The sequence below is a fragment of the Clostridium sp. YIM B02506 genome, assembly GCF_022324845.1.
Taxonomy (GTDB): Bacteria; Bacillota; Clostridia; order Clostridiales; family Clostridiaceae; genus Clostridium_T; species Clostridium_T intestinale.
This window is the reverse complement of record NZ_JAKGTG010000001.1, coordinates 104,982-131,397: the sequence shown is the minus strand read 5'-3', so window position 1 is coordinate 131,397 and position 26,416 is coordinate 104,982. Positions and strand designations below refer to the sequence as shown.

26 protein-coding genes and 1 other annotated feature are annotated in these 26,416 nt (G+C 29.4%); of the genes, 25 read left to right on the top strand and 1 reads right to left on the bottom strand.

The features are described from left to right. Positions 1–51 precede the first annotated feature (51 nt). A complete protein-coding gene (locus L1S49_RS00570; RefSeq protein WP_238902111.1) occupies positions 52–1,461 on the top strand; it encodes a spore germination protein in 1,410 nt (469 codons plus the stop codon). A gap of 3 nt (positions 1,462–1,464) precedes the next feature. Next, a complete protein-coding gene (locus L1S49_RS00565; protein ID WP_238902110.1) occupies positions 1,465–2,577 on the top strand; it encodes a Ger(x)C family spore germination protein in 1,113 nt (370 codons plus the stop codon). A gap of 125 nt (positions 2,578–2,702) precedes the next feature. Here L1S49_RS00565 and L1S49_RS00560 read toward each other — a convergent pair whose 3' ends face one another. Then, entirely contained in the window at positions 2,703–3,083 is a 381-nt protein-coding gene (locus L1S49_RS00560; protein ID WP_021803402.1) for a helix-turn-helix domain-containing protein, read from the bottom strand. A gap of 183 nt (positions 3,084–3,266) precedes the next feature. Between L1S49_RS00560 and L1S49_RS00555 the strand changes: the two genes are divergently transcribed. The 23 genes from L1S49_RS00555 to L1S49_RS00450 all read left to right on the top strand — a co-directional run bounded on the left by L1S49_RS00555 (position 3,267) and on the right by L1S49_RS00450 (position 26,367). Then, on the top strand, positions 3,267–4,445 hold the full coding sequence (locus L1S49_RS00555; protein WP_073019403.1) for an iron-containing alcohol dehydrogenase: 1,179 nt from the start codon (positions 3,267–3,269) through the stop codon (positions 4,443–4,445). Positions 4,446–4,512: 67 nt separating this feature from the next. Next, positions 4,513–5,670 carry an aldo/keto reductase gene (locus L1S49_RS00550; protein WP_238902109.1) on the top strand — a complete coding sequence of 386 codons (1,158 nt, stop codon included), beginning with the start codon at positions 4,513–4,515 and terminating at the stop codon, positions 5,668–5,670. Between the two features lie 75 nt (positions 5,671–5,745). Next, positions 5,746–6,732: a cobalt transporter CbiM gene (gene cbiM / locus L1S49_RS00545; RefSeq protein ID WP_238902306.1), complete on the top strand. Its 987-nt coding sequence runs from the start codon at positions 5,746–5,748 to the stop codon at positions 6,730–6,732. Further along, entirely contained in the window at positions 6,725–7,519 is a 795-nt protein-coding gene (locus tag L1S49_RS00540) for an energy-coupling factor transporter transmembrane component T (protein ID WP_238902108.1), read from the top strand. Before cbiM ends, L1S49_RS00540 begins: the two co-directional genes overlap by 8 nt. A gap of 18 nt (positions 7,520–7,537) precedes the next feature. Then, the gene (locus L1S49_RS00535) at positions 7,538–8,263 is read left to right on the top strand and encodes an ABC transporter ATP-binding protein (RefSeq protein WP_238902107.1); all 726 of its coding nucleotides are present in this window, start codon (positions 7,538–7,540) and stop codon (positions 8,261–8,263) included. A 20-nt stretch (positions 8,264–8,283) separates the two neighbouring features. Continuing rightward, positions 8,284–9,543 carry a nickel pincer cofactor biosynthesis protein LarC gene (larC, locus tag L1S49_RS00530; protein ID WP_238902106.1) on the top strand — a complete coding sequence of 420 codons (1,260 nt, stop codon included), beginning with the start codon at positions 8,284–8,286 and terminating at the stop codon, positions 9,541–9,543. Positions 9,544–9,548: 5 nt separating this feature from the next. Beyond that, positions 9,549–10,295: a nickel pincer cofactor biosynthesis protein LarB gene (gene larB / locus L1S49_RS00525; RefSeq protein WP_238902105.1), complete on the top strand. Its 747-nt coding sequence runs from the start codon at positions 9,549–9,551 to the stop codon at positions 10,293–10,295. A gap of 19 nt (positions 10,296–10,314) precedes the next feature. Beyond that, entirely contained in the window at positions 10,315–11,151 is an 837-nt protein-coding gene (gene larE / locus L1S49_RS00520; protein ID WP_238902104.1) for an ATP-dependent sacrificial sulfur transferase LarE, read from the top strand. 244 nt (positions 11,152–11,395) lie between these two features. Next, positions 11,396–11,527: a hypothetical protein gene (locus tag L1S49_RS23115; protein ID WP_275299482.1), complete on the top strand. Its 132-nt coding sequence runs from the start codon at positions 11,396–11,398 to the stop codon at positions 11,525–11,527. Positions 11,528–11,601: 74 nt separating this feature from the next. After that, positions 11,602–12,873: an ATP-binding protein gene (locus L1S49_RS00515; protein WP_238902103.1), complete on the top strand. Its 1,272-nt coding sequence runs from the start codon at positions 11,602–11,604 to the stop codon at positions 12,871–12,873. Positions 12,874–12,909: 36 nt separating this feature from the next. Further along, positions 12,910–13,470, top strand: coding sequence for an accessory gene regulator B family protein (locus L1S49_RS00510; RefSeq protein ID WP_238902102.1), 561 nt, complete (start codon positions 12,910–12,912; stop codon positions 13,468–13,470). A gap of 128 nt (positions 13,471–13,598) precedes the next feature. Beyond that, complete coding sequence (locus tag L1S49_RS00505) at positions 13,599–15,095, top strand: PAS domain-containing sensor histidine kinase (RefSeq protein WP_238902101.1); 1,497 nt, start codon at positions 13,599–13,601, stop codon at positions 15,093–15,095. 186 nt (positions 15,096–15,281) lie between these two features. Next, a complete protein-coding gene (locus L1S49_RS00500) occupies positions 15,282–15,728 on the top strand; it encodes a LytTR family DNA-binding domain-containing protein (protein WP_238902100.1) in 447 nt (148 codons plus the stop codon). Positions 15,729–15,743: 15 nt separating this feature from the next. Then, complete coding sequence (locus tag L1S49_RS00495; RefSeq protein WP_021803390.1) at positions 15,744–16,178, top strand: DUF3021 domain-containing protein; 435 nt, start codon at positions 15,744–15,746, stop codon at positions 16,176–16,178. After that, positions 16,178–16,912: a 4Fe-4S binding protein gene (locus L1S49_RS00490; RefSeq protein ID WP_275299481.1), complete on the top strand. Its 735-nt coding sequence runs from the start codon at positions 16,178–16,180 to the stop codon at positions 16,910–16,912. Before L1S49_RS00495 ends, L1S49_RS00490 begins: the two co-directional genes overlap by 1 nt. A gap of 318 nt (positions 16,913–17,230) precedes the next feature. Then, positions 17,231–17,486: a binding site (T-box leader), on the top strand. Positions 17,487–17,544: 58 nt separating this feature from the next. Beyond that, positions 17,545–19,269, top strand: coding sequence for a proline--tRNA ligase (locus L1S49_RS00485; protein WP_238902098.1), 1,725 nt, complete (start codon positions 17,545–17,547; stop codon positions 19,267–19,269). A 97-nt stretch (positions 19,270–19,366) separates the two neighbouring features. After that, complete coding sequence (locus L1S49_RS00480; protein ID WP_238902097.1) at positions 19,367–20,083, top strand: hypothetical protein; 717 nt, start codon at positions 19,367–19,369, stop codon at positions 20,081–20,083. Between the two features lie 22 nt (positions 20,084–20,105). After that, positions 20,106–20,798, top strand: a complete 693-nt coding sequence (locus L1S49_RS00475) for a response regulator transcription factor (protein ID WP_238902096.1) — start codon at positions 20,106–20,108, stop codon at positions 20,796–20,798. A 19-nt stretch (positions 20,799–20,817) separates the two neighbouring features. Further along, positions 20,818–21,864, top strand: coding sequence for a sensor histidine kinase (locus L1S49_RS00470; protein WP_238902305.1), 1,047 nt, complete (start codon positions 20,818–20,820; stop codon positions 21,862–21,864). A 107-nt stretch (positions 21,865–21,971) separates the two neighbouring features. After that, positions 21,972–22,772, top strand: coding sequence for a DUF368 domain-containing protein (locus tag L1S49_RS00465; RefSeq protein WP_238902095.1), 801 nt, complete (start codon positions 21,972–21,974; stop codon positions 22,770–22,772). 15 nt (positions 22,773–22,787) lie between these two features. Next, positions 22,788–23,564, top strand: coding sequence for an ABC transporter ATP-binding protein (locus L1S49_RS00460; RefSeq protein ID WP_238902094.1), 777 nt, complete (start codon positions 22,788–22,790; stop codon positions 23,562–23,564). Then, on the top strand, positions 23,551–25,512 hold the full coding sequence (locus L1S49_RS00455) for an ABC transporter permease (protein WP_238902093.1): 1,962 nt from the start codon (positions 23,551–23,553) through the stop codon (positions 25,510–25,512). The genes L1S49_RS00460 and L1S49_RS00455 overlap by 14 nt, the downstream gene beginning before the upstream one ends. A 3-nt stretch (positions 25,513–25,515) precedes the next feature. Further along, positions 25,516–26,367 (top strand): undecaprenyl-diphosphate phosphatase, encoded by an 852-nt coding sequence (locus L1S49_RS00450; RefSeq protein ID WP_238902092.1) that lies wholly within the window; start codon positions 25,516–25,518, stop codon positions 26,365–26,367. Positions 26,368–26,416 lie beyond the last annotated feature (49 nt).

The window sequence follows — 26,416 nt, the reverse complement described above, 5'->3', positions numbered from 1 at the left end:
ATAGGGAATATTATTACATATTAAATAGAAAAGTTTAAAAGGTGATGAACTATGGGAGTTTCATATATTGAATATGTAAGAGAACGCTTGAACAATACCTTTGATGTAAAATATAGAGAAATTAAGTGGCATGATAATAATATCTACATTGTTTATATAGAAAGCTTATGTGATTCCAAGTTTATAAGTGAATATATAATTGCACCAATTATGACAAGAGGAGAAGAATACCACAATGTAGATGACATAAAGGGAAGAGTTATAGTATCCAATTCAATAGCAGAGGTAAAAGGTAAAGAAGAGATTATAACTAGTATTTTAACTGCTAATGCTGTAATAATTTTTGATGATATTAATAGATGTTTATGCTGTGAGGTTAAAGGTTTTCCTAAAAGATCTATTGATATTCCCATTACAGAAACAGTAATAAAAGGACCAAGAGAAGGTTTTTCAGAGAATATCCAAGATAATATATCAGCTATAAGAAGAAGGATTAAAAGCGCTAACTTGAAAATAGAAAGTGTTATTCTTGGAAAGGAATCAAAAACTACTGTTGCAATTTTTTATATGGAAGATAAAACGCCAGAAGAACTTATAAAGACAGTAAGAGACAAAATAAATGATATAAGCAGAAATTTTAAAGATGAGTTTATTTTTGATATTTCTTCTATAGAAGAAGGGTTGAGGAATAAAGGAACTCCTTTTGATACTATTGGCTACACTGAGAAGCCAGATGTTGCAGCATCAAAGATATCAGAAGGAAGAGTTTTAGTAATGGCAGATGGGGGTAGTTTTGCAATAACCGCACCGTACTTTTTTATAGAAAACTTCCAAACCACTGATGACTATACACTAAATAAATTTATGGCGAATATAGCAAGATTTTTAAGGTGGTTTTCATTTGGGATATCTACTTTACTTCCAGGAATATATATAGCCTTAGTTACCTATCACTTTAAACTTGTACCCTCAACATTTTTACTTAGAATGGCTGTATTTAGAGCTGGAGTACCAGTCCCAACAGTGGTAGAACTACTGTATATGATTATATTCTTTCAAATTATAAGAGAGGCCGGTGTCAGACTTCCTCAACCAATAGGGCCCACATTAAGTATAGTAGGAGCACTTATATTAGGAGATGCGGCAGTGAATTCTGGATTAGCATCACAAGTTACAGTTGTTGTTGTAGCGATTACTTCTATAGCATCATATTTGGTTCCTAAGGTTTATGTAGCAATCTTCACTTGGAATATTTTGATAATAATATTTTCAGCTTCTTTGGGATTACCAGGATTTTACATAAGCTTTGTATTATTTGTGTCTCATTTAGCTAGTTTAACTAGTTGCGGGTATCCGTATCTGTATCCATTAGGAACATTAAAAAGCTTTAAATATAAAGATGTTATATTTAGAGGGGATTTAGATAAAATATCATCTAATATATTCTCTGAGGAGGATTAGAATATGAAGAAGTTAATATGCATTTTTATGGTAATAGCTACAACTTTAAATGTAGGATGTTTTAATTATAGAGACATGAATAAATTATTATTTTCATTAGCAACTATATTAGATGTGGATACTTCTGGAGATATAATTTTATATGGAGAGTTTTTTAAAACCCATAGGTATGGAGAAGAAAAAATGGGAAGAGAAGATAGAGTTATAATTAAGGGAAGGGGAGAAACCCTTTTAGATGCTTTTTATGATATAAATACACTTACAGGTTCTCCTGTGGCCTACGATGTTAATAGAGTTCTAATATATACTGAGAGAGCTGCAAGGGCTGGTATGGATATCTTGGTAGATTCTTCATTAAGAAATCAAAGACCAACATTAAGAGAGTTTATGTTCATATATTGCGGTAATCCAGAAGATCTAGTAGATATCCAAATAAGGGATGAAAACTTTATAGGATTATTTCTTGATAATAGTATGATATATCAAGGTAAGTTATTGAATATAGCAAGACTTAGACTTGATGAATATTCAAATAATAGGCTCATGGGAAGCCGAGTCAATATAATGCCTATTATAAAAACAAGTGAGGAGAGTAAAAGAGATCGACTTGAATTTAGTGGTGCAGCTATTATAAGTGATGATAAAATGATAGGAAGACTGGAAAAAGAGGAAGTAGAGGCATATAAATTTCTTATGAATGATATTAAACTTGGAGCTATAATAACTAAAAATCCTATGAATGAAGGTAAGGTTATATCACTAGATATATTAAAAGGCTCCACTAAGAAATCTCTTAAGTATAATGGAGATAGAATAGAATGTGACTTTAAAATTAATGTTAGGTCATCTTTAGAGGAGGCGCAAAAGGGTATAACATTAACAAATGATAATATTAGAAAGCAGGTAAAAGAATCAGCAGAAAAAACTGTAAAGGATAGGTGTGAAAATCTATTAAGAAAATGTAAGGAAGAAAATATAGACATCTTAAATATACAAAGAGAGCTAGAAGTTGAATATCATGGGCTTAATATTGAAAACATAATGGATAAAGTAGATTTTAATTTAGACATAAATATAGATATAGAAGGAAGTCAGGTAATTAATGATTCAAAATAGCAGGAAAGATAGCTTAAGATTTATATAATAAAAGATAATTTTGGAGCCATAGCAAAACTAAATATGCTAGTTTTGCTATGGCCCCTTTTGAGTATAATTAAATAATATATAATTACAAAAATAATTTAAGAATTAGAACAGTCCTCATCACAAATATTATATTTGATATCATAATCGAAATAATCATTTTTATAGGCCCAATCACACATCATTCCAAGAATAGGGATAACCTCTTTGCCACTATTCGTTATGGAGTACTCAACCTTTGGAGGAACTTCAGGATAAATCTTTCTCACGATTAAGTGATTTTCCTCTAATTCTCTTAATTGTTTAGTTAATATTTTATGTGTAATATCAGGAATAAAATGTTGAATTTGAGTAAATCTTAAAGTTCCGGATTTAGATAAAAACCATAAGATTAGGGGTTTCCATTTACCACCTATAACCTCAAAAGCTACTTCAAATTCACAGGTAGCATTTTTAGTTTTATTTAGATTGTTGGGCATAAGCACCTCCTAAAGATTTAATGATAATGTATAATATTATTATACTATAAAAACTAAATTTAACATAATATAGGTATCATAAAGGATACTATCTATCAATAAAGTACATTCTTGTTTAACCTCAACTATATGTCTATACTGTATTTAATGAAATAAATAAAATATTTATTTGGAGGTGGATTTATGGACTTTAATTATCATATACCTACAAAAATTTTATTTGGGCCTGGAAAGTTAGATGAATTATCAAGGGAAAAACTTCCTGGAACAAAAGCATTAATTGTAACTACAGCAGGAAAATCAGTAAAGAAATACGGATATTTAGATAGGTTAAAGAAGATCTTATCTAGTAGAGGAATTGAATACGTTTTATTTGATAAGATATTACCTAATCCTATTAAAGCTCATGTAATGGAAGGTGCAGATATTGCAAAAAAAGAGAACTGTGATTTTGTAATAGGACTTGGAGGGGGAAGCAGTATCGACTCATCAAAAAGCATTGCAGTAATGGCAAAAAATCCAGGAGACTACTGGGATTATATATCTGGTGGAACTGGGAAAGGACTTCAAGTTAAAAATGGTGCACTTCCTATAGTTGCAATAACAACTACAGCAGGGACAGGAACAGAAGCTGATCCATGGACTGTTATAACAAAAGAAGAAACAAATGAAAAAATAGGTTTCGGTAATGAAGATACATTTCCAACCTTATCAGTAGTTGATCCAGAACTTATGCTAACAGTTCCTAAAAATTTAACAGCCTATCAAGGGTTTGATGCATTGTTTCATGCAACAGAAGGATATATAGCAAATATTTCAACACCTATAAGTGATGCCTATGCTTTAAAAAGTATAAAGTTAATAGCAAAATATCTTCCTATATGTGTTAATGAAGGTGATAATCTTGAGGCTCGTACACAAGTGGCTTTAGCTAATACTCTTTCAGGATTAGTTGAGTCTACATCTAGCTGTACATCAGAACATTCAATGGAACATGCGCTAAGTGCACATCATCCAGAGCTTCCTCATGGAGCTGGGTTAATTATGCTTTCAGAAGAATATTATAAGTTTTTTGCAGATAAGGCTCCCGAAAGATTCGTATCTATGGCTAAAGCTATGGGGGTTGATTTCCATTCAGTACCTAAAGAAGAACGTCCTATGATGTTTGTAGATGCCTTATTAAAGTTACAAAAAGAGTGTGGAGTTGATAATCTAAAGATGTCTGACTATGGAATAACAAAGGAAGAGATACCAGCACTAGCTAATAATGCAAGAGAAACTATGGGAGGACTTTTTAGATTAGATCCATATAAATTATCTTTAGAAGAAACCATAGAAATTATGACTAAAGCATATAAATAAAACATATAAGGATTAAGCCCAAAATCCTTATGAATAGATAAATAGAAGTTTAAGAGGAGGAATTACTATGTTATATAGAACTTATGGAAAAACTAACGAGAAGGTTTCGGCATTAGGATTTGGATGTATGAGATTACCAATCATAAACGGAGATACAACAAAAATAGATGATGAAAAGGCTATAAAGATGCTTCGTCATGCAATTGACGAGGGACTTAATTATGTTGATACTGCTTACCCCTACCACGGCACAGGAATGGGAAGAGGAGGAGAAAGTGAGCCTTTTGTTGCAAGAGCATTAAAAGATGGTTATAGAGATAAAGTTAATATAGCAACAAAACTTCCTAGTTGGTTAATAAAAACTAGAGAAGACATGGACAAATACCTTAACGAACAATTAGAGCGTTTGCAAACAGATAGAATAGATTTCTATTTAGTGCATGCACTTAGTGCAGCAACATGGGAAAACTTAAAAGAATTAGGTATAGATGAATTTTTAGATTCAGCTATAAAAGATGGAAGAATAAGATATGCTGGATTCTCTTTCCATGATAAGTTAGAAGTATTTAAGGGAATTGTGGATTATTATGACTGGTCATTTTGCCAAATACAATTTAATTACTTAGATGAGGATTATCAAGCAGGAAAAGAAGGGCTAGAATATGCTGCCAATAGAGGTTTAGGTGTTGCTATTATGGAACCTCTTAGAGGTGGAAAAATAGTTAAAAATCTGCCAGAAGCTGTTATGAATACATTTGATGAAGCAGATGTAAAAAGAACTCCAGCTGAGTGGGCACTAAGATGGGTATGGAATCATCCAGAAGTATCGGTTGTTTTAAGTGGAATGAATACTATGGAGAATGTTACAGAAAATTTAAGAGTTGCTAGCCAAGCAGAGCCAAACTCATTAACAGATAAAGAATTAGAAATAATGGATAAAGTTAAAACTGTATTTAAACAAAGGATAAAAGTTAACTGTACAGCTTGCGAATATTGCATGCCTTGCCCAGCAGGAGTAAATATTCCTAAAAACTTCACTTATTATAATGAATTTAGTTTATTTGCAACACCTGATACAGAAAAAGAACTTAAAGCAAGATATAGTTCTGTAAGAGAAGAGGAAAGAGCGTCAAAATGTGTTGAATGTGGTAAATGTGAAACTCATTGTCCACAAGCTATTAAAATTCGTGAAGAGTTAAAAAATGTTACAGAATTATTTGTTTAAATAATAAGGTATTGTCATGAAATCAGAAAAGATTTTATGACAATATTTGTGTTTAAAGAATTTGGAGGGGTTAAAATGCATATACCAGATAATTATCTAAGTCCTTCTACTTGTGCTACCTTTGGAGTAGCAATGGTACCTGTATGGAGGAGAGCTGTTATAAAAATAAAACAGGAAGTAACTAGACAAAAAATGCCTTTGCTTGGAGTGTGTGCTGCTTTTTCTTTTTTAGTTATGATGTTTAACATTCCACTTCCAGGAGGAACTACTGGACATGCTGTTGGAGCAGCCCTTGCAGCAATTTTATTAGGTCCTTATTGCGCGGTTATTTCAGTTACTATAGCATTGACTGTACAAGCCTTGTTTTTTGGAGATGGTGGGGTTTTAGCTTTAGCAGTTAACTGCTTTAATATGGCATTTATTATGCCCTTTACTGCTCACTATGTGTTCAATTTTATAAAAAGATTTATTAAAAATAAAAAAGGAGAATATATAGGAGTTTTTATAGCAGGATATGTATCTTTAAATATAGCTGCTTTATTTACAGCTATTGAATTTGGTATTCAACCAATACTTTTTAAAGATGGAGCTGGATTACCTATATATAGTCCCTATGGATTAGCTATAGCAATCCCAGCTATGATGATACCTCATTTATTAGTAGCAGGAGTTTTAGAAGGAATTATAACTACTGGTGTGTATAGCTATGTAAAGAAATTAACACCAGAAATAATATATAAGCAATCTAATAATAAAATAAAACCACTATATTTTTTAATAGGAATATTGGTTTTAGCAACACCATTAGGACTTTTGGCAACTGGTACAGCTTGGGGGGAATGGGGAGCAGAAGAAGTTCAAGAACTTGTAGGTTTTATTCCTAATGGAATGAAAAATGGTTTTAATTTCTCAGCACCAATGCCTGATTATGGATTAGAAGGTTTAAAAGAATATTTTGCATATATTCTTTCAGCTTTATTAGGAATAGCTGTAATATTTTTAATAATAAAGCTTTGGGGAAAAGTATCATATAAAAATAGTCAAAAGGTGCAAAATGATTGATGAGTGGCTTTTAGAAAAAGATAGCTATATACCTAAAGATGAAAAAAACTCGTACATTGAGAAAAGTATTTTTTCTATGGTAAAAACAGTTTCTATTATAAGAGAGAATAAGATTAAAGAGGGAATAATTTATCACATAAATCCATTAGTAAAAGTAGTTATTAGTATCTTAAGCTTAATAGCTATAGCAATAACCAGAAGTTTTATATATGTAGGTATTTTTGATATATATTTATTATCTAGCCTTTTTATGATGAATAAAAGAGACAGGATAAGGATAATCAAAATGAGCTTAATTTTTCCTATTATAACTTTCATAGCATTAATACCAGCTATTTTAATGGGGAATATATACAACAGTTTATTAATATTACAAAAGGTATTAAGTACAATAGTATTGATGAGTATTTTATCTCATACAACCAGATGGAGTGATATTAATAAAGCTTTAAAACTAATGTTTATACCGGATATATTTATTTGGATTATGGATATAACGATAAAATATATTGTACTATTAGCCGAATATTCTATTGATCTTTTATTTGCGTTAAAACTTAGATCAGTAGGAAGTTCGAAAAATAAAAATAAATTTATTTCAAGTATAGTGGGAAATGTTTTTTTAAAATCCTATAAAATGAGTGAAGAGATGTCTAGTGCAATGGAGTGTAGAGGTTTTGTAGGAGAATATAGTATATCTAAAAATTTAACATTTAAGAAATATGATTATATATATGTAATTATAAATTTAGGTTTATTTATTTTATTTATAATTAAATTCGTTTAAAACTAAGGAGAGTAGTTTATGATAAGGCTCGAAGATGTTTCGTTTAAATATAAAAATAAAGTGGCTCTAAATAAGATTGACATAAATATAGAAGAAGGAGAATCTATTGCTATTATTGGACCTAATGGAAGTGGAAAATCTACTCTTCTAAAATTGTTAAACGGAATTATTTTTGCTAGCCAAGGAAAATACTTTTTTGATGAAACTGAGATTAGTGAAGAAACAATTAAAAATAATAAATTTTCAAAGTCCTTTCATAAAAAGATTGGTTTTGTTTTTCAAAATTCTGATACCCAACTTTTTTGTTCTACAGTATTTGAAGAAATCGCTTTTGGTCCTATTCAAATGGGGTTGAGTAATGAGGATATAGAAAAGAGAGTTAGTAGTTGTTTAAGGATGCTTAATATAGAAAAAGTTAAAGATGAGCATCCCTATAACTTAAGTGGAGGAGAGAAAAAAAGGGTTTCTATAGCTAGTGTTTTAGCCTTGAATCCAGAAGTTTTAGTTTTGGACGAACCTATGAACGGAATAGACCCTAAAGGTAAAAAGTTTTTAAAAGAATTATTGATAATGTTAAATAAAAGTGGCAAGACAATAATATGTGCAACTCATGACTTTGAATATGTAGAGGGAATATTTAAACGAGGAATAGTGTTTTCAGAGAATCATAACATTATAAGGGATGATAGGTATGAGAATATTATAAAAGATAAGCAATTTCTAGAAGAGCATAACATTATATAAGTAGCATTGGAGAGGAAATTATGAAAGTATTATATTATGACTGTTTTTGTGGAACAAGTGGAGATATGCACATTGCAGCTATGCTAGACTTAGGTGTACCGCAGGAATATTTATTAAAAGAAATATCAAAACTTAAAATAGATTCTGAGTATGAAATAAAGATACAAAAAACTATAAAAAAAGGAATAACAGGTACAAGAGTTGATGTTATATTGAAAAATGGACATGCCAGTAATGATGATCACCAACATAATCATCATAGCCATACAAACATTGATGAACATCCTCATACACATCACCATCATGAGGACAATGAACATAATATGGAGCATCATCATAGAGGGTTAAAGGAAATAGAAGAGATAATCAACTCAAGTGACTTAAGTGATAATGTAAAGAAGTTAAGTATTAAAACTTTCATGAAGGTTGCAGAGGCAGAGGCGAAGGTTCATGGAAAAGATTTATATGAAGTTCATTTTCATGAAGTTGGAGCTGTAGATTCGATTATAGATATAGTAGCTTCGGCTATAACATTAGATTATTTAAAGGTAGATAAGATTATTGCATCAAGTATTCAGTTAGGTGGAGGATTTGTTAAATGTGCTCATGGGATGATACCAGTGCCAGCACCAGCAACTGTTGAGATATTAAAGGGTATTCCAGTAAAAACTGGAGTAGTAGAATTTGAAACAACAACCCCTACAGGAGCTGCTATATTAGCTGCAAATGTTCAAGAATATACAGAAAAAATAGATTTTCAAATAGACAAAGTTGCCTATGGATTAGGTCATAGAGAACTAGAAATACCTAATGTATTAAGAGTATATCTAGGGACAATAAAAGAGTCAGAAAAGACAGAAGTACAGTACATTATTGAGACAAATATAGATGATATGAATCCAGAGTTTTATGAATATATTGAAGAAAGACTTTTTTCAAATGGTGCTTTAGATGTTTATAAAACAGCTATTATTATGAAAAAAGGAAGACCAGCTATAAAGTTAAGCGTACTGGTAAGTGCAGATAAAGAAGAAGAAGTTTTAAAGATAATTTTTAAAGAAACCACTTCAATAGGGGTAAGAAAATATAAAGTTGAAAAAATAATGTTAGAGAGGAATTTCTCTAAGGTGAAAACGGCTTACGGAGATGTTACACTTAAAAATTCCTATTATAAAGGTGAATTAATAAAATCTAAACCTGAATATGAAGAGTGCAAGATTATAGCTAAAGAAAATAGTATACCACTAAAACAGGTATATGAAGAAATTTATAGGAGCTAAGAATTATGAATAAAGAAGATATAAAACACCTTCTTAAACTAGTAAAAGACAGTGAAATAGAAGTAGATGAGGCTTTAGAAAAGTTAGAGGATTTACCTTTTAAGGACTTGGATTTTGCTTTAATTGATAATCATAGAGAGCTTAGAGTTGGATATCCAGAGGTAATTTATTGCCAAGGAAAAACTGTAGAGCAAGTTAGAGATATAGTTAAATTTATGCTTACAAAGAACACAAACATATTGGGAACTAGAGCTACAGAAGAAATGTATATGGCTGTAAAAGAAATATGTCCAGAAGCTAGGTATAACAGTATAGGAAAAACTATAACTGTAGAATTGAGAAAAGAAGAAGTTACAGAAAGTTACATTGCAGTTGTTTCGGCAGGAACTTCTGATTTATATGTAGTTGAAGAGGCTGTAGAAACAGCAAAAATATTTGGAAATAGGGTTGAGAAAATTACTGATGTAGGTGTGGCTGGTATTCATAGACTTTTTGCTAAACTAGACATAATTAAGGGGGCAAAGGTGGTTATAGTAATTGCTGGTATGGAGGGAGCATTAGCTAGTGTTATTGGTGGACTTGTAGATAAGCCAGTTATAGCAGTACCAACAAGTGTGGGATATGGAGCTAACTTTGGTGGTGTTGCTGCACTTTTATCAATGCTTAATAGTTGTGCAAGTGGGGTTAGTGTTGTAAATATAGATAATGGATTTGGAGCTGCGTATAATGCCAGTATAATTAATAAACTTTAGAGATGATTAGGAGGATAATATGTTGCTAGATGAGAAATTAGAATTACTTAAAGATATAATTAGGAAAAAAGGAAGTGCTGCAGTAGCTTTTTCAGGTGGTGTTGATAGCACATTTCTTATAAGGGTAGCTAAAGAAGTTTTAGGGGATAAACTTATAGCAGTTACAGCTACTTCATCAACGTATCCAGAAAGAGAACTTAATGAAGCAATTAAGTATGCAAAAGATTTTGGGGTTAAACATATAATAATTTCCTCAGAGGAGCTTGATATAGAAGGATTTGCGAGCAATCCTAAAAATAGATGTTATTACTGTAAAAAAGAGCTTTTTACCAAAGTTAAAGAAGTTGCTTTAGAAAATGGGGTTGAATATGTTTTTGATGGATCGAATTTAGATGATAATGGGGATTATAGACCAGGAATGTTGGCAGCAAAAGAATTGTTAGTAATTAGTCCGTTAAAAGAAGCTGGATTAAGCAAAAAAGATATTAGAGATTTATCAAAGGAATATGGACTTGAAACATGGAACAAGCCTGCTTTCGCTTGTTTATCATCAAGATTTCCCTATGGAAATAAAATAACCTTACCTAAACTAAAAATGATAGATCAAGCAGAACAATTTCTACTTGATATGGGAATAAGACAGGTTAGAGTAAGACATCATGGAGAAATAGCTAGAATTGAAGTTGCACCAGAAGAGAGAGAAAAGTTCTTTAATATAGAATTTATGGACAAGATATCGTCTAAGTTTAAAGAAATAGGTTTTATATATACCACATTAGATATAGCTGGGTATAGAACTGGAAGTATGAATGAAGTTTTAAAAGAAGAAGAGAAGATAAAATTTAAGATAAATTAGGTTTATTTTTACCAACAATATACTCATTGTAATTATAGAGCTCAGAAGTTATATTATATTTAGCTTCTGAGTTTCTTTTTTCGACAAGTATTTTCCTGTGTTTTTATATAATATGATATAAATACAGGAAAAATATATCATAATTTGTCGTTTTTTGAGTTAAATGTATTTAAAAAAATGAATAATCCATGTATAATAAAAGTTGGACAACCAATTAATAATTTAATAGGGAGAGGTGTTTTTTATGAAAAAATTATTTCAATTCCTTGGAACAGTTTGTTTAAGCTTAGCTGCAATAATCACTATTGTAGGACCTGTCTCAGTAAGTGGTATAGCAGTAGAAGAAATGCCTGAGTCAATGAAAAACCAAAGATAACCTTTCATGTCCAAAATTGGAGGTGTGTCCCACCTCCAGATTTAAAAATCCCCCTAAATAAAAGGAGATAATAAATGTTATTAAATGTATTTGATACAATAACTACAATTTTTCAAGCAATTTTATTCATTTGGATGCCAAATAACATAGCTTATAGCTATAATAAAATCTCAAGAAAGAAATTTTGTTTGGCTGTAGCCCTTGTATTTACAGAAGTTTTTATACTTACTCATGCTGGGAGTAATATATCGATTTCTAATTTGTTAATGGTAATTGGAATTATAATAATAGTAGGAGTGTTTTTTAGAAAGTCACTAGTTGATGTTTTTCTAGGATTTGGAGTTGCCTATGCTATAGTTGCAATGACATCATATTTTTTACTTACTATTTACAAGAGTATATTTGCAAATTTAAATTTAGGACTTTCACAAGAAATGCAACTAATTGTCTTTGTATATATTCCAGCTTGGGTAGTATATTTTACTGTATATAAAGTTAGAAAATATATTTTTAATGCAATCATAGCTTTAAAAAATACTAAAAATTTGTTAGGATTTGTGTTTATTGTTGATTATTTTATAATATTTTTAGATACTGTTCGTATGGATTGGACTAATCAGCCAGTAGGTTTAATGTTAAAAGCTATTATGTATCTATTTGCATTTATAAGTTTAATTTACGCTGCATTATATTTTGCTAAAATAAATGATAAATCAAAAGAAGTAGAAATGCTTAATAAGGCATTAAACGAAAAAATAATAGAACTTAAAAAAATAAAACATGATTATGGTAGTGAAATAAGTGGTCTTTATGGACTATATCAATTAGGTAAATATGATAGAGTAGGGCTTTTATTAAAAAGCATTGTAGAGAGATATCAAAATTTAAGTGATGCTGTAAGTGTAAGTGAACAAACAACACCTTTGATAGCTTCAGTATTACATCCAGCTTCATCTGCTGGTATAAATGTGATAGCTTTTGATAGCGCAGAATATGAAAATATATCAATATCAGATAATGATTTATTAAAACTTTTATCTAATATTGTTAAAAATTCTATGGACATACTTAAGGACATAGATAATCCCATAATAAAATTAAAAAGTTATAATGGGCATAATGGAGTTAGTATAGCTATATCTAATAATGGACCTAAAATACCAAATGATATAAAAGAAAAAATATTTAGCTCTGGATTTACCACAAAAGATAACCAAAATGGGGATAGGGGATATGGACTTAGCATAGTTAAGGATATAATTAATAGTTGTAATGGCGAAATAGCTATTGAAAGTGATAAAGAATGGACAACCTTTAGATTTTTGATTCCAAATAAGGTAGTATAATAAGGATTTAGTAAATATTTTGGGAGGTAATGATATATGAGGAAGCTTATATCTATTACTGCACAGTACATATCTAAAGTAAATAATTATACTAAAGATCAAGAGCAACAGGTAGAATATGCTTTAAAAGTTTTTGTTTTTGAAGCCTTAAAAACTATGGGAACTTTTGCTATATTTTTTGTATTAGGCAAACCAATATATGCCTTAGTTGCTATAATAACAATGATAACCACAAAACCATTTATAGGTGGGTATCATGAAGATAGCCAGATAAAATGTTTTTTTAGTACTGTATTTATAATAGGAAGTGTAGTCTACCTAAGTTACAAAGTAGATATTAATCTCTTGGGCAAACTAATATTAGGAATGGTATCTTTATATTGTATATGGAATCAAGCGCCAATAGTGAATTCAGCTATGCCAATAACTAGAGAAGATTTATTAATTAAAAATAGGAACATTGGAATTATGTTAAGTTCAGTATTTATAATAATAGGACTTATATTTTATAGATTAGAAGTAGTGAGCAATACGATTACCTGGATGATGATTTTTCAAGCTCTTCTAATGTTTAATAAAAGAAAATCTAATCAATAGAAGTTATTAAGACTTATCTAAGTAAAAGGTAAGTCTTTTATTTTATTTAAATTATACCATATATAGATAATAAATGAATATTGTGGTAGTATTAATTAGTAAGAGTAGATAGATATAAAGGGGAAGACATGAGAGAAGAAATTTATTATATGTTGCACTTAAGAGATTACATAGTAATTAAGGTAACTAATGAGTTTTTAGATTTAATTCAATACTTAAGAGAAGATATAGTTAATAAACATATATCAGAAGTTTTGAGCCTTTTAAAAGCTACTTTTGATATAAAAGAAATAGAGAAAGAAAAAAATCACTTTATATTTACAAAAGATTATGAAGCAATAGAAGTTAATATAGAATTAGAAGATAACTTGATTATGTTTAAAGTAAATAGGGGAACTAAGTTAAAAGATAAGTTTTTATTTTTTGAGGAATTATATAATGAAAATAGATTAGGTATGGCTATTTTTTCAGTTCCAGATATTAGATTACTTAAGGCTAATCAAACGTATCTAGATTTTTTTGATACCCCTTTTGATGTAAGAGAAAATACATATGGAAGAAAAATACATGAGTTTGTAACTGGATGGAAAGGAAGCCCATCAGAGCAACTATGGAGAGAAGTATTATCCCAAAAGAAAATAGTACATGTAAATGAATATGCATGTGACAATTTCAAAAGAGGAAGAACTTTTTGGAAGGGAACGCTTATACCTATACATGAAGATGGAGAAATGAAGTATGTTACAGAGATGACAGAAGAAATAACTGAAAGATACTTAACTGAGATGTTGATTGAGGAACAATCCCATATAGTATTAGAGGAAAATGATGAATTAGAGAGGACTTTAAGTAATCAAGAAAAGTTCTTTTCCTTTATATCACATGAGTTTAAAACCCCTCTTACAGTTACAATGTCAGCTGTACAAGCTATAGAATTAATATGTAAAAATGAGTTAAGTGATATTGCAAAAAAATATATTAAAAAGATATATCAAAGCTCACTACAACAAGTGAGATTGGTTAATAATTTACTTGATATAACAAGAGCTGATGCTGGATATCTAAAAGTAAATAAAAAAAATATGGACATTGTAAGGATGACTAAGCTAATTATAAAATCTATTTTAGTATATGCTAATGAGAAGAATGTGAACATAGAGTGTAACCCTTCTTCAAAAGAAATATATCTAGGAATAGATGATGAAAAATACGAAAGAATATTACTAAATTTATTATCTAATGCTATAAAGTTTTCACCTATTAAAGGGAATATATATGTGGACATAGAAGAAAATAATGGACTAGTATCTATTACGGTGAAGGATGAGGGCCCTGGGATACCAGAAGATAAACAAAAAGTGATTTTTGAAAGATTTGGACAAGTTAATAATAGCCTTACAAGAGAATCAGAAGGTACAGGAATAGGTCTATATATAGTTAATCTTCTAGTGAATGCACTAAGAGGAGAGATAAATTTAGAAAGTAAGCTTGGTCAAGGAAGTGCTTTTAAAGTTATACTACCTATAGAAATAGTAGAGGAAGAAGATATCCTTAAAGGTAATTTAATGGATGATGGTTTAGTTAGGACTGTTAATGTAGAATTTTCAAATGTATATTTTGATTAATAAAAAAGAAGTTACCACAAAGCTAAAGTTAATTTGGTTTTGTAGTGACTTCTTTTAATTTTATCTGATCTTTGCACTTAATTGATACCATGTATATATGATTTTCTACCATCTATATATTAATTGTAGTTAAAGTAAAAAATATATTTTATACTTACCATAGAAGGAGAGAAAGGGGCGTAAATTATGAGTTTAAAGTTAGAAATTAAAATAGAACCAGATATTAAAGAAATTAAAATAGTGATTTTTACAAGTGAAGTCACTGAAGAGATAAAAGAAATTATTAATAAGATAAATAAAACCCAAGGTAAAGTTTTTAAAGGAATTAAAGATGAAAAAATATATTTAGTTAATCCTAATGAAATTTATTATTTTTACGCTGAGAACCAAAAGGTATTGGCTAAGATTGAGAAACACTCATTACAGATAAAGTCAAAGTTATATGAACTTGAAGAACAATTAGAAGGAACAAACTTTATAAGAATATCTAATTCAGTAATAGCAAATATAGATAAGATAAAAAATTTAGAGATGTCTTTTAATGGAACCTTATGTATAAGATTTATGAACGGTGATGTGGAGTATTCATCTCGAAGATATGTAAAAAAAATAAAAGAATATTTAGGACTATAGGAAGGAGAGATTTATATGAGTTTAAAAAATCTAAAAGAAATGTTAGCAAGAGGAATTCAGGGAAGTGTCATAGGAATTTTTATTATTCATACCATCGGAGTTATTATGATGTTGTTAAATGGAGAAACAGCCACTTTTACTAGTGATTTTTTAATCACACAGTATATTTCCTCAGCCATAGTTGGATTTGCTTTTGGCGCTCTTAACATGTTATTTCAATCAAATAGATTAAGTATGTTAACTGCAACTATAATTCACTGTATGGGAGTTGCTATTGTTTATTTTCCTTGTGCAATTAAAGCTAGATGGTTTGTTGATGATATTAACAGTATTATATCCACTTCTATAATTTTCATAGGAATGTATTTTATAATATGGATTTTTTGTTATATTCAAATGAAGATATATATTAAAAATATTAACTTAAAGTTAGATAGTAGGAGGAAGTGATGGTGAAAAGGCAAAAAATAAGAAAAACAATGATATTAATGTCATTTTTATTATTCCCTATAACTCTATATTATTTTTCACCTTATCTAATTGTTATGGGAGCTTCAGAAGGAATAATTACAGGTAGTGCTGTAGTGTTTATACTAATGTTTATATTCTCATTATTATTTGGAAGAGGTTTCTGCGGATGGCTTTGTCCAGCTGGAGGTCTTCAAGAATGTTGTTCAATGGTAGTAGATAAAAAGGCAAAGGGAGGTGTATTGAATTGGGTAAAGTTCTTTATCTGGATTCCTTGGATAGCTTCGATAATTACCATGTTTTTCTTAGCTGGGGGAATAAAAAGAACTGACTTTTTTTATCAAACTCAGTATGGAATATCAACAATAAGTATACAAGCTTATGTAGTATATTATGGTGTAATAGCATTAGTTACCATATTAGCATTAACTTTAGGTAGACGCAGTTTTTGTCATTATGTTTGCTGGATGGCTCCATTTATGATCATAGGAGCTAAGATAAAAAATATTTTTAAATATCCATCACTTCATTTAGAAGGAGAAAAGGATAAATGCATAAGCTGTAGTATTTGCAACAAAAAATGCCCTATGAGTTTAGATGTAAACTCAATGGTTAAGAAAGAAAAAATGCACAACCTAGAGTGTATATTATGTGGGGAATGTGTAGACTCTTGCCCTAAGAAAGCCATTAAAATAACTTTTAGTACTGATAAATAAATCTAATAAAGCCTCTTTAGGGGGCTTTATTAGATTTATTTTAACTATTTTTAATGCATAGATAATTAGGTAATTACTTAATTACTTAATTATCTATGCATTTAAGTATCACCGTATACCCATATCTAAGTATCTAAGTACCTAATTACTTAATTACTTAATTAGATACTTATTTAATTAAGTAATTATTAATGGGAGAGATATTTGGAAAAGTCTTTATTTAGAAGCGGTGCTGTTCTTGTAGGATGAAATGATAATACCTATCTAAACAGGTTAATTGACTATGCTTTGAATCTATAGTAAGATTAAAAGTGAATACAAAAGGCTATGATGAGAAATAGTAAGTATCTTGGATTTATCAGAGAGAAGGCATTGGTGTGAGCCTTTAATGAATAGATACCCAACCAATCTTTGAGCTGTGTGCCGAACGGAAAAAGATATCTTTTTTCAGTAAGTTCCACCGGGTTCTCCCGTAACAGAGATAAAGTATCAGATAATTATCTTGTACTTAATGAGAACGGATTTATTCCGTATTTAGGTGGTACCGTGGACTTGGTTATAGTTCGCCCTAGATTGATTTTTCAATCTAGGGCGATTTTTTTGTATTTAAAAACAAAAATGGAGGTATCAATATGAAACTTGAAAAATTAATTGGTGATCGTTTTAAAGAAAGACCATCTGATTGCGTAGTTGATAGTCATGCATTAATGGTTAGAGGAGGATATATAAAAGGTGTTTCCAATGGAATCTATTCTTCATATACTCCACTGAAAAGAATCACAAGAAAAATAGAACAGATTATGCGTGAAGAAATGGATGGGATTGAAGGACAGGAAGTACAGTTTCCAGTAGTTATGCCTGCAAGCTTATGGGAAGAATCTGGGAGATATGAAAGTATAGGTAACGAACTTGTTAGATTTAGTGATAGAAATAAAAGCCCTCTAGTTCTTGGTATGACACATGAGGAGGCGGCTGTTCAACTTGTACGTGAATATGGGAAGAGTTATTTAAAATACCCATTTATGATTTATCAAATACAAACTAAATTTAGAGATGAAGCTCGTCCAAGAGCAGGATTAATTCGTGTTCGTGAATTCACTATGAAGGATGCATATTCTTTCCATACAAGTAAAGAGGATTTGGAAGAATATTATACTAGTTGTTATGAAGCTTATGAAAGAATCTATAAAAGAACAGGGATACCAGAAGTAATATCCGTAGCCTCTGATTCTGGTATGATGGGGGGAAGTATATCACATGAATTTATGTTATTAACTCCTATTGGAGAGGATTCAATAGCTATATGCAAAGAATGTGATTATCGTGCAAATATAGAAGCTGCTGAGAGTATAATTCATAATAATAAAGATGAAGTTTCAGAAAAACTGACACTTGTTCATACACCAAATATTCATACCATTGAAGAGGTTTGTAAGTTTTTAAATAGTAAAGAAAGCCTTTCTTGTAAAGCTGTTGTATATCAAAGAAATTCGGATGATAAGTATGTTGTGCTATTTATACGTGGAGATATAGAGGTAAATGAAACTAAATTATCGAATTATTTAGGTGAAGAAATTCATCCAGCAATAATTACTGAAGATAGCGGACTTATACCAGGCTATATAGGCCCATATAATTTAGAAGGCGATTTTATCCTGCTTTTTGACTCTTCACTTAAAAACACTAACAATCTTTCTTGTGGTGCAAACAAGGAGGAGTATCACTATACTGGATTAGACATTAGTCGTGATATTGGAGTGGTTGAGTATCATGACTTTGGGAAAGTTATTGAAGGTGGTATATGCCCTAATTGCGGAAAGCCAGCTATTACAATTTCACGTGGGGTAGAAGTAGGCAATATTTTTCAACTTGGCGACAAATATACTAAATCTATGAACATGACTTACCTTGACCAAGAGGGTAATTTACAAAATCCTATAATGGGTTGTTATGGTATTGGATTAGGGAGACTTGCAGCTGCAGTATGTGAGGCGAATCATGATGAATTTGGTCCAATGTGGCCAATATCAATTGCTCCATGGCATGTTCATTTATGTGCGGTACGCTCTGATAATACTGAAATAAAGGAATGTGCAGATAATTTATATAAAAAATTACAACAACAAGGTGTAGAGGTTATTTATGATGATCGTTCTGTAAGTGCAGGAGTTATGTTTTCAGATGCTGACCTATTAGGAATTCCAGTAAGAGTAGTTGTTAGTCCAAGAAATTTAAAACAAAATATTGTAGAAGTTGTTGCTAGAGATAAGAGCTTTTCTGTAAATGTACCAGTGGAAAATGCATTAGAATCCATATTGAAGATAGTTTCTGATTTAAGAGCTAATATAAATATGTAACAAGACTATTTATTTGAAAAAAATAGCAAATTATAATATAATCATCATAAGCCCTCTTAGATAGAGGGCTTTAATAGTAGGTTGGGGGAATTTTATTTTGTATAATGACTTATTTCAAGGAGTAGACTCTATAGGAGGATTTTTTAGAAGATTAGGAATAATAATTATAGTAATTATCATTTTTTTTGGTTATGTTGGAGGAATGGGGACTTTAACATTTAAGGTAATTAGCAGAAATTCTAAGGGGTATATGTTGTTTGATACTTCAGTGTTAAATTATATTATGCTTATGGTTATACCTATACTTTTAGTTATATTATTGTATATATATTTTAAATTTAGAAAGGATGCATATGAGCCTTTAGAATATACACCTGTTTATAGTGGTATATATAAAAAGAACAGGAGTAACAAATTACGGTATAATTTAGTTTTTGCTGGTTTGTTTACTGTCTTATTAGTAGCATGTTTATATGGAATAAATAATTATTACGCAGTATTTGAAGATAGGATAGAGAAGCATAGTTTATTAAATTTTAAGGATAAAACCTACAGCTATAAAGATATTGAAGAGGTTTCTATCTATGTTAAAGAACATAAATCTGGTGGAAGTTTATATTACAAAGTTTATTTTAAGGATGGATACAAAATAAATTTAGCTACCTTTGGGTCAATATATGATTTGTTGGATATAACTGAGATAGTTAAAGATAATAATGTTAAAATAAATATAAACAATAAACACTTCAATGAACTTGTTGAAGATTCAGATAATGAGCATGCAAAACCTTATAGGATACTATTTGAGGAATAATTTATAGGTTAGGTGAGATTTTATGTACAGTATTATGCTTATAGAAGATGATAAAAAGTTACGGGAACTTATTAAAAATCATCTTGAAAAATACGGATATAACATTCAAGAGGTTGAGAATTTCTCTAATATAAAAAGTGAGTTTATAAAAAATAATCCAAGTTTAGTACTTATGGATATTAATCTTCCTTTTTATGACGGGTTCTATTGGTGTAGGGATATAAGAACTGTGTCAAATGTTCCTATTGTATTTATATCTGCAAGAGATTCAGATATAGATCAAGTTAGAGCTATAGAAAATGGTGGAGATGATTATATAACTAAGCCTTTCTCATATGAGGTATTGCTTGCAAAGATAAAAGGGGTAATAAGAAGAGTTTATGGGAGTTATTCAGAGGGAGTATCCCAAGAGGTCTTTGATGTAGAAGGATTATTTATTTATACTGATAAAAATATTATAGAATTTAGAGATAAAAAGATTGACTTAAGTAAAAATGAGTTTGTGCTCTTATTTACTCTTGTAAAGAACATAAATAAGATTGTAAATAGAGATATGCTGCTTGAAGCTTTATGGAGTGATATCGATTTTGTAGATGATAATACTCTTTCAGTTAATATAACTAGGTTAAGAAAAAAACTTGAAGATATAGGTATTAAAGATTCTATTGAAACCAAACGAGGACAAGGATATAAACTTATAAATAATTGGAGATAATTAATCTATGAATAAGGAAATAAATTTTTTTCAATACCTTAAAGATAGGATAGGATACATAGTTATTTATTTTGTAGCTATTTTATTGGTTATATTGACCATGCATCTCACTTTAATAATAGCTTTAAAAGAAGTATTTTTTGAGAATATAGTATATTCTTTATTGATATCAGTTATTTTGCTTAGTGTTTTTTTAGTCTATGATTATAGAAAAAATAGAGATTTCTATAAACAATTAAGTACCTTAGTAAATTCTGATATAGATTTAGATGATTTACTCTACGATGTACAAGGAGTAACAAGAGAACAGGAAATTTTTCAAGTTATTCTAACAAAGCTATATAGAAATTACAAACAGGAAATAACTAGATATGAAGATATACATAACGAGTATTTGGAATTTATAAATCAATGGGTACATCAGATGAAAACGCCGGTATCTGTTATCAATCTTCTTGTGCAAGAAGCTGTTAATAATGAGGGTAATGAAGCCTTTGAAAGTATAGGGGAAGAAAATGATAAGTTATACCATGGATTAGAGATGGTTCTTTATAATGCTAGATTGAATAAGTTTAATTTAGATTTTGTAGTAGAAAATATACACCTTAATGAGTTACTTAGAGAAGTTATAAATGATAATAAGAAGCTTATTATAAAAAATAGAGTTTATCCAAAGATTAAAGGAAAAGAAAATTTAATAGTAAGAAGTGATAGAAAATCTTTATATTTTGTAATAAATCAATTGCTTATCAACGGTGTAAAATATTCAAAAGATGGTGAGAAAAGAAGCATAGATTTTATTATAAAAGAGGAAGAGAAAGAAAATATATTGGTTATTGAAGATAATGGAATAGGTATAGCTAAAGAGGATGTAGGAAGGGTTTTTAGAGCTTTTTTTACAGGCAAAAATGGAAGAAAAATAAATGAATCAACAGGAATGGGATTATATCTATCTAAAAAAGTGTGTGATGAGCTTGGACATAGAATTTGGGTTGAGTCTGAAGAGGGAGTAGGAAGCAAGTTTTATGTAGCATTTAATAAAGAAAAGAGTATATTCAATATGTAGTCTTACAAAATTGAAAGAAATGTAAGTTAAGTTGAAAGAGAAATCGATAGGTAGGTTTCTCTATTTTTTTTATAATATAAATATACTTTTTAATTTAGGAGGATAGAATGGGAAATATAGTTACTGTTATAAAAGGTGTAGTTATAGGTTTGGCAACTTTAGTTCCAGGAGTTAGTGGGGGAACTATGGCAATAATATTAGGTGTGTATGATGATTTAATTCATTCTATTAGTTCTTTTTTTAAAGATTGGAAAAAGAATAGTTTATTTTTAGTTCAAATTGGAATAGGTGCTGTTGTAGGTATGGGTGCGTTTAGTAAAATTATAGAACAGGCACTAGTTAAGTATGAGAATCCAATGATTTATCTGTTTTTAGGTATAATATGTGGGGGGATTCCTGTTTTATATAAAAAGTCATTGAGTTCTGAAAGAAAAAAAGCAGACTTAATGTTTTTAGTTATAGGTTTTATAATTGTATTTATAATGACTTTACAGCCAAGTGCAGTGCTTACTTTAGCTACAGATACTGGTGTTAAGAGTACAATATTTCTTGTAATAGCTGGTTTTATAATAGCTGTAGCTCTTATTCTTCCAGGAATAAGTACTTCATTTATGCTTTTAACTTTAGGATTATATAGTATTACTTTAGAAGCTATAAATACTTTTAACCTTGCGTATTTAGTTCCAATAGGAATAGGGGCTATAATAGGAACTTTATCTACTACAAAGGCTATAGAAAATTTACTTGAAAAGTATCCGAGTAAAACTTATTTACTTATATTGGGTTTTGTAATAGGGTCTTTATTAGAAGTATTTCCAGGAATACCTGAAGGATTTGATATAATATACTGTATAATCACATTTATTGTTGGATTTGCAGTTATTAAATATATGAGTAGAGATACTTAATTTGGAGGAAGGGTAATGAGTATACTAGAAGCAAAAAATATAACTAAAGTGTACACCTCTAAGAGAGGTAGCATGAAAGTTAAAGCTCTAAATAATTTTAGTGTTACTGTAGAAGAGGGGGAGTTTATAGGTGTTATGGGACCTTCAGGAAGTGGAAAAACAACACTTCTTAATATCCTAGCCACATTAGATTATCCATCCTCAGGAGAAATACTTATTAGTAATATTACCCCTTCCACCTTAAATGACAAGGAGATATCTTTATTTAGACGTAGAGAAATAGGATTTATATTTCAAGATTTTAATCTATTAGAGTCGCTATCTATTGAAGAGAATATACTTTTACCATTAGCTTTGGAGAAGGTTGAAGTTTTAGAAATAGAACAAAGACTTAGAAGTATAACTGAATTTTTGGACATAAGAAGTATATTAGGTAAAAGAGTTTATGAAATTTCTGGTGGTCAGAGGCAGAAGGTAGCTTGTGCAAGAGCTTTAATCAATAATCCTTCTATTATTTTTGCAGACGAACCTACAGGAAGTTTAGATTCAAAATCAGCTTACGATATAATGGATGGGTTAAGTAAATTGAATAAAGAGAAAAAATCTACTATCTTAATGGTTACTCATGATCCTTTTGTAGCAAGTTTTTGTAATAAAGTTATCATGATAAAAGATGGAAGATTTTTTCTTGATATAGTGAAGCGGAATAGTAGGGAAACTTTTTTTAAGGAAATTATAGACTCACTTTCACTTTTGGGAGATATAAGGAGGAGTTATAATGACCTTAAGTGATGTTGTATATAAGAATATGAGAGAAAACTTAAACAAATATATTATGTACTATTTAAGTAATGTAATTATAATAATGATATTTTTTATGTTTGGAAACTTTCTCTATAATTTAGAGGTAGGTAATATTCAAGAACTAAACAATATGGATAGGGTTATAAAAATTATAATATATTTTTGTGAAATTACTATAGTAGTGTTTACCTTGATTTTTTCTAGTTATTCTATTTCTAATTTTTTGAAAATACGTAAAAGAGAATTTGCGCTTTTAAAAACTCTTGGATTTACTAATTCTAATATAACTTTATATACATCTATAGAAAATTTGTTGTTTTCACTTATTTCTATAATTACTGGAATTATAGTGGGTATGCTATTTTCAAGATTATTTTTCTTAATTATAACTGTAATTTTAGATTTAGATGAGGTAATAAAATTTCATATATCTAAAAGAGTAACCTTATTAACTTTGGTAGGATTTGTAATTTTATCTCAGGTAATAAATTATATATGTAGTTACAGAATAAAGAAGAGTAGTGTTATTAAACTTTTGAAAGAAGAACAAGAGTCTAGATATGAAACAGAATTTTCTACAGGAAAAGCTATATTATGTTTAGTCCTTTTAGGCTTAGGTTATGGATTAGCTTTATTTTCGGGAAGAGCAATAGAAGTTACAATGGTACCTATCTTAGTTATAACTATACTAGGAACTTATCTATTGTACGCTCAGTTAAGTATATTTTTAACAGATAGACTAAAGAAAAATAAAAAGAAGTATTACAAAGGTATAAACTTAATAAGTATATCTCAGTTAATTTATAAAATAAAAGATAATATTATAATTCTATTTATTGTTTCAATATTTAGTGCTATTAGTTTAACAGCTATAATAAGTGTCTATTCGGTACAAAAGAATGTATTAAACAGTATAAGGCTTAATTTTCCACAGGATTTTGACTTTATTGGGAGAACTGGAGAAAATAATGAGAAATTAGTGTCTGATATATTAGTTTCAAATGGATATGATATAGAGGATAAAATAAGTATAACATTAATAAAAGCTGAGAATTTAGATGCAGTAGAGCCTAAAAAGGGTAATCTTAATACGATTAATAACAAAAAGGACTTTTACTTAATGTCTAATTATGATTACAATAAGTTGGCTTTAAAGCAGGGAAGAGAAGCAGTAAACTTAAAGGATGATGAGGTTATAATACGTACTTATAATGTTATGGGGGGGATTGGAAGTCATTATTTTATAGATGAGAAAGATAGGATAAATTTAGGTGTAGATAAATCAATTGTGGAATTGAATATAAAAAATGAGATTAGTGGTGGAATAATAAATGATGACTATGAAAATACCAATGCTAATACAGCTGTTTTAGAAGATGGATTGTATAACAAAATACTAAGTTACACTAGTGAAAATAATAAGGTTATATATTACGGATATAATTTTAACAACTTTAATAAAGATTTTAATTCTATGAATGAGGTTGGAAATTTATTTAGTAATGATATAGGAAAGTCTTTTATTGAGAGGATACAAAGGTATTCGCCCCTTATTAAAACTATGTCCTTGCTTTTCTTCATAGGAAGTTTTATATCCATAATATTTTTTATTTCAACTAATAGTATATTATATTTTAAAATATTCAATGAAGTTCAAAAGGACAGATATGAATTTATAGCATTAAAGAAAATAGGAATAACAAATGAAGAAATAGAGAAGACAGTAGAGGGCCAGATTTTTATAATATTTTTTATTCCTTTTATAGTTTCTATTTCTCATACATTTTTTGCTATAAAAGCATTAAGCAATTTATTAAATGATAACCTATCAGCATATTTTGTAGTTACAACATTAATTTTCGCCCTTATTCAACTAGCATATTATAAATTTGCCAAAACCATGTATATTAAACAAATAAGAGTTTGGAAAGGATAAGTAATGGATAATTTAATTTTTTTAATAAAATCAGCTATAATAGGTGTGGTTGAAGGGATAACAGAGTTTCTTCCTATATCTTCAACAGGTCACATAATAATATTTCAGAATCTATTAGGGTTTCAAGGTGATAATGAAACCTATGTAAATATGTATGCATATGTTATACAGTTAGGAGCAATACTTGCAGTTGTAGTTTTATATTGGAGAAAAATAAAAGAAACTCTACTAAACTTTTTCCCAGGAAAAGTTGGTTATGAAAAGTCTGGTTTTAAGTTTTGGTTTATGATAGTTATAGCATGTATTCCAGGTGCTGTAGTTCAATTAACTTTAGACGATTTAGCAGATAAGTATTTATTTAATACCGTATCTGTTGCTATTACTTTAGTTTTAGGTGCTGTATGGATGCTTTACGCTGAAAATAGATTTAGAAATGTTTCAGGTGCTAAAGAAATAAATATTAACCCTAAACAAGCAATAATTATAGGTTTATTTCAATGTTTAGCTATAATACCAGGGATGTCTAGATCTGCCTCTACAATAATAGGTGGATGGATAGCTGGATTATCTACAGTAGCAGCAGCGGAGTTTTCATTCTTCTTGGCTATACCAGTAATGATGGGAATGAGTCTTTTAAAATTTATCAAAATTGGAGGAGTTTCTACATTGACTTCAATTGAAATAATGTCATTAGTAGTAGGCTTTCTAGTATCGTTTATAGTTGCATTAATTGTAATAAAAAAGTTTATAGAGTACTTAAAGAAAAAGCCTATGAAGGTATTTGTTATATATAGAATGGTATTTGGAATAATGATTCTAATAGCTGGCTTTTCAGGATTATTTAGTATTAGTTAAATAGTAGAAGAGGTAGATTAAAAAGTTTATGTGTTTATTAATGCACATA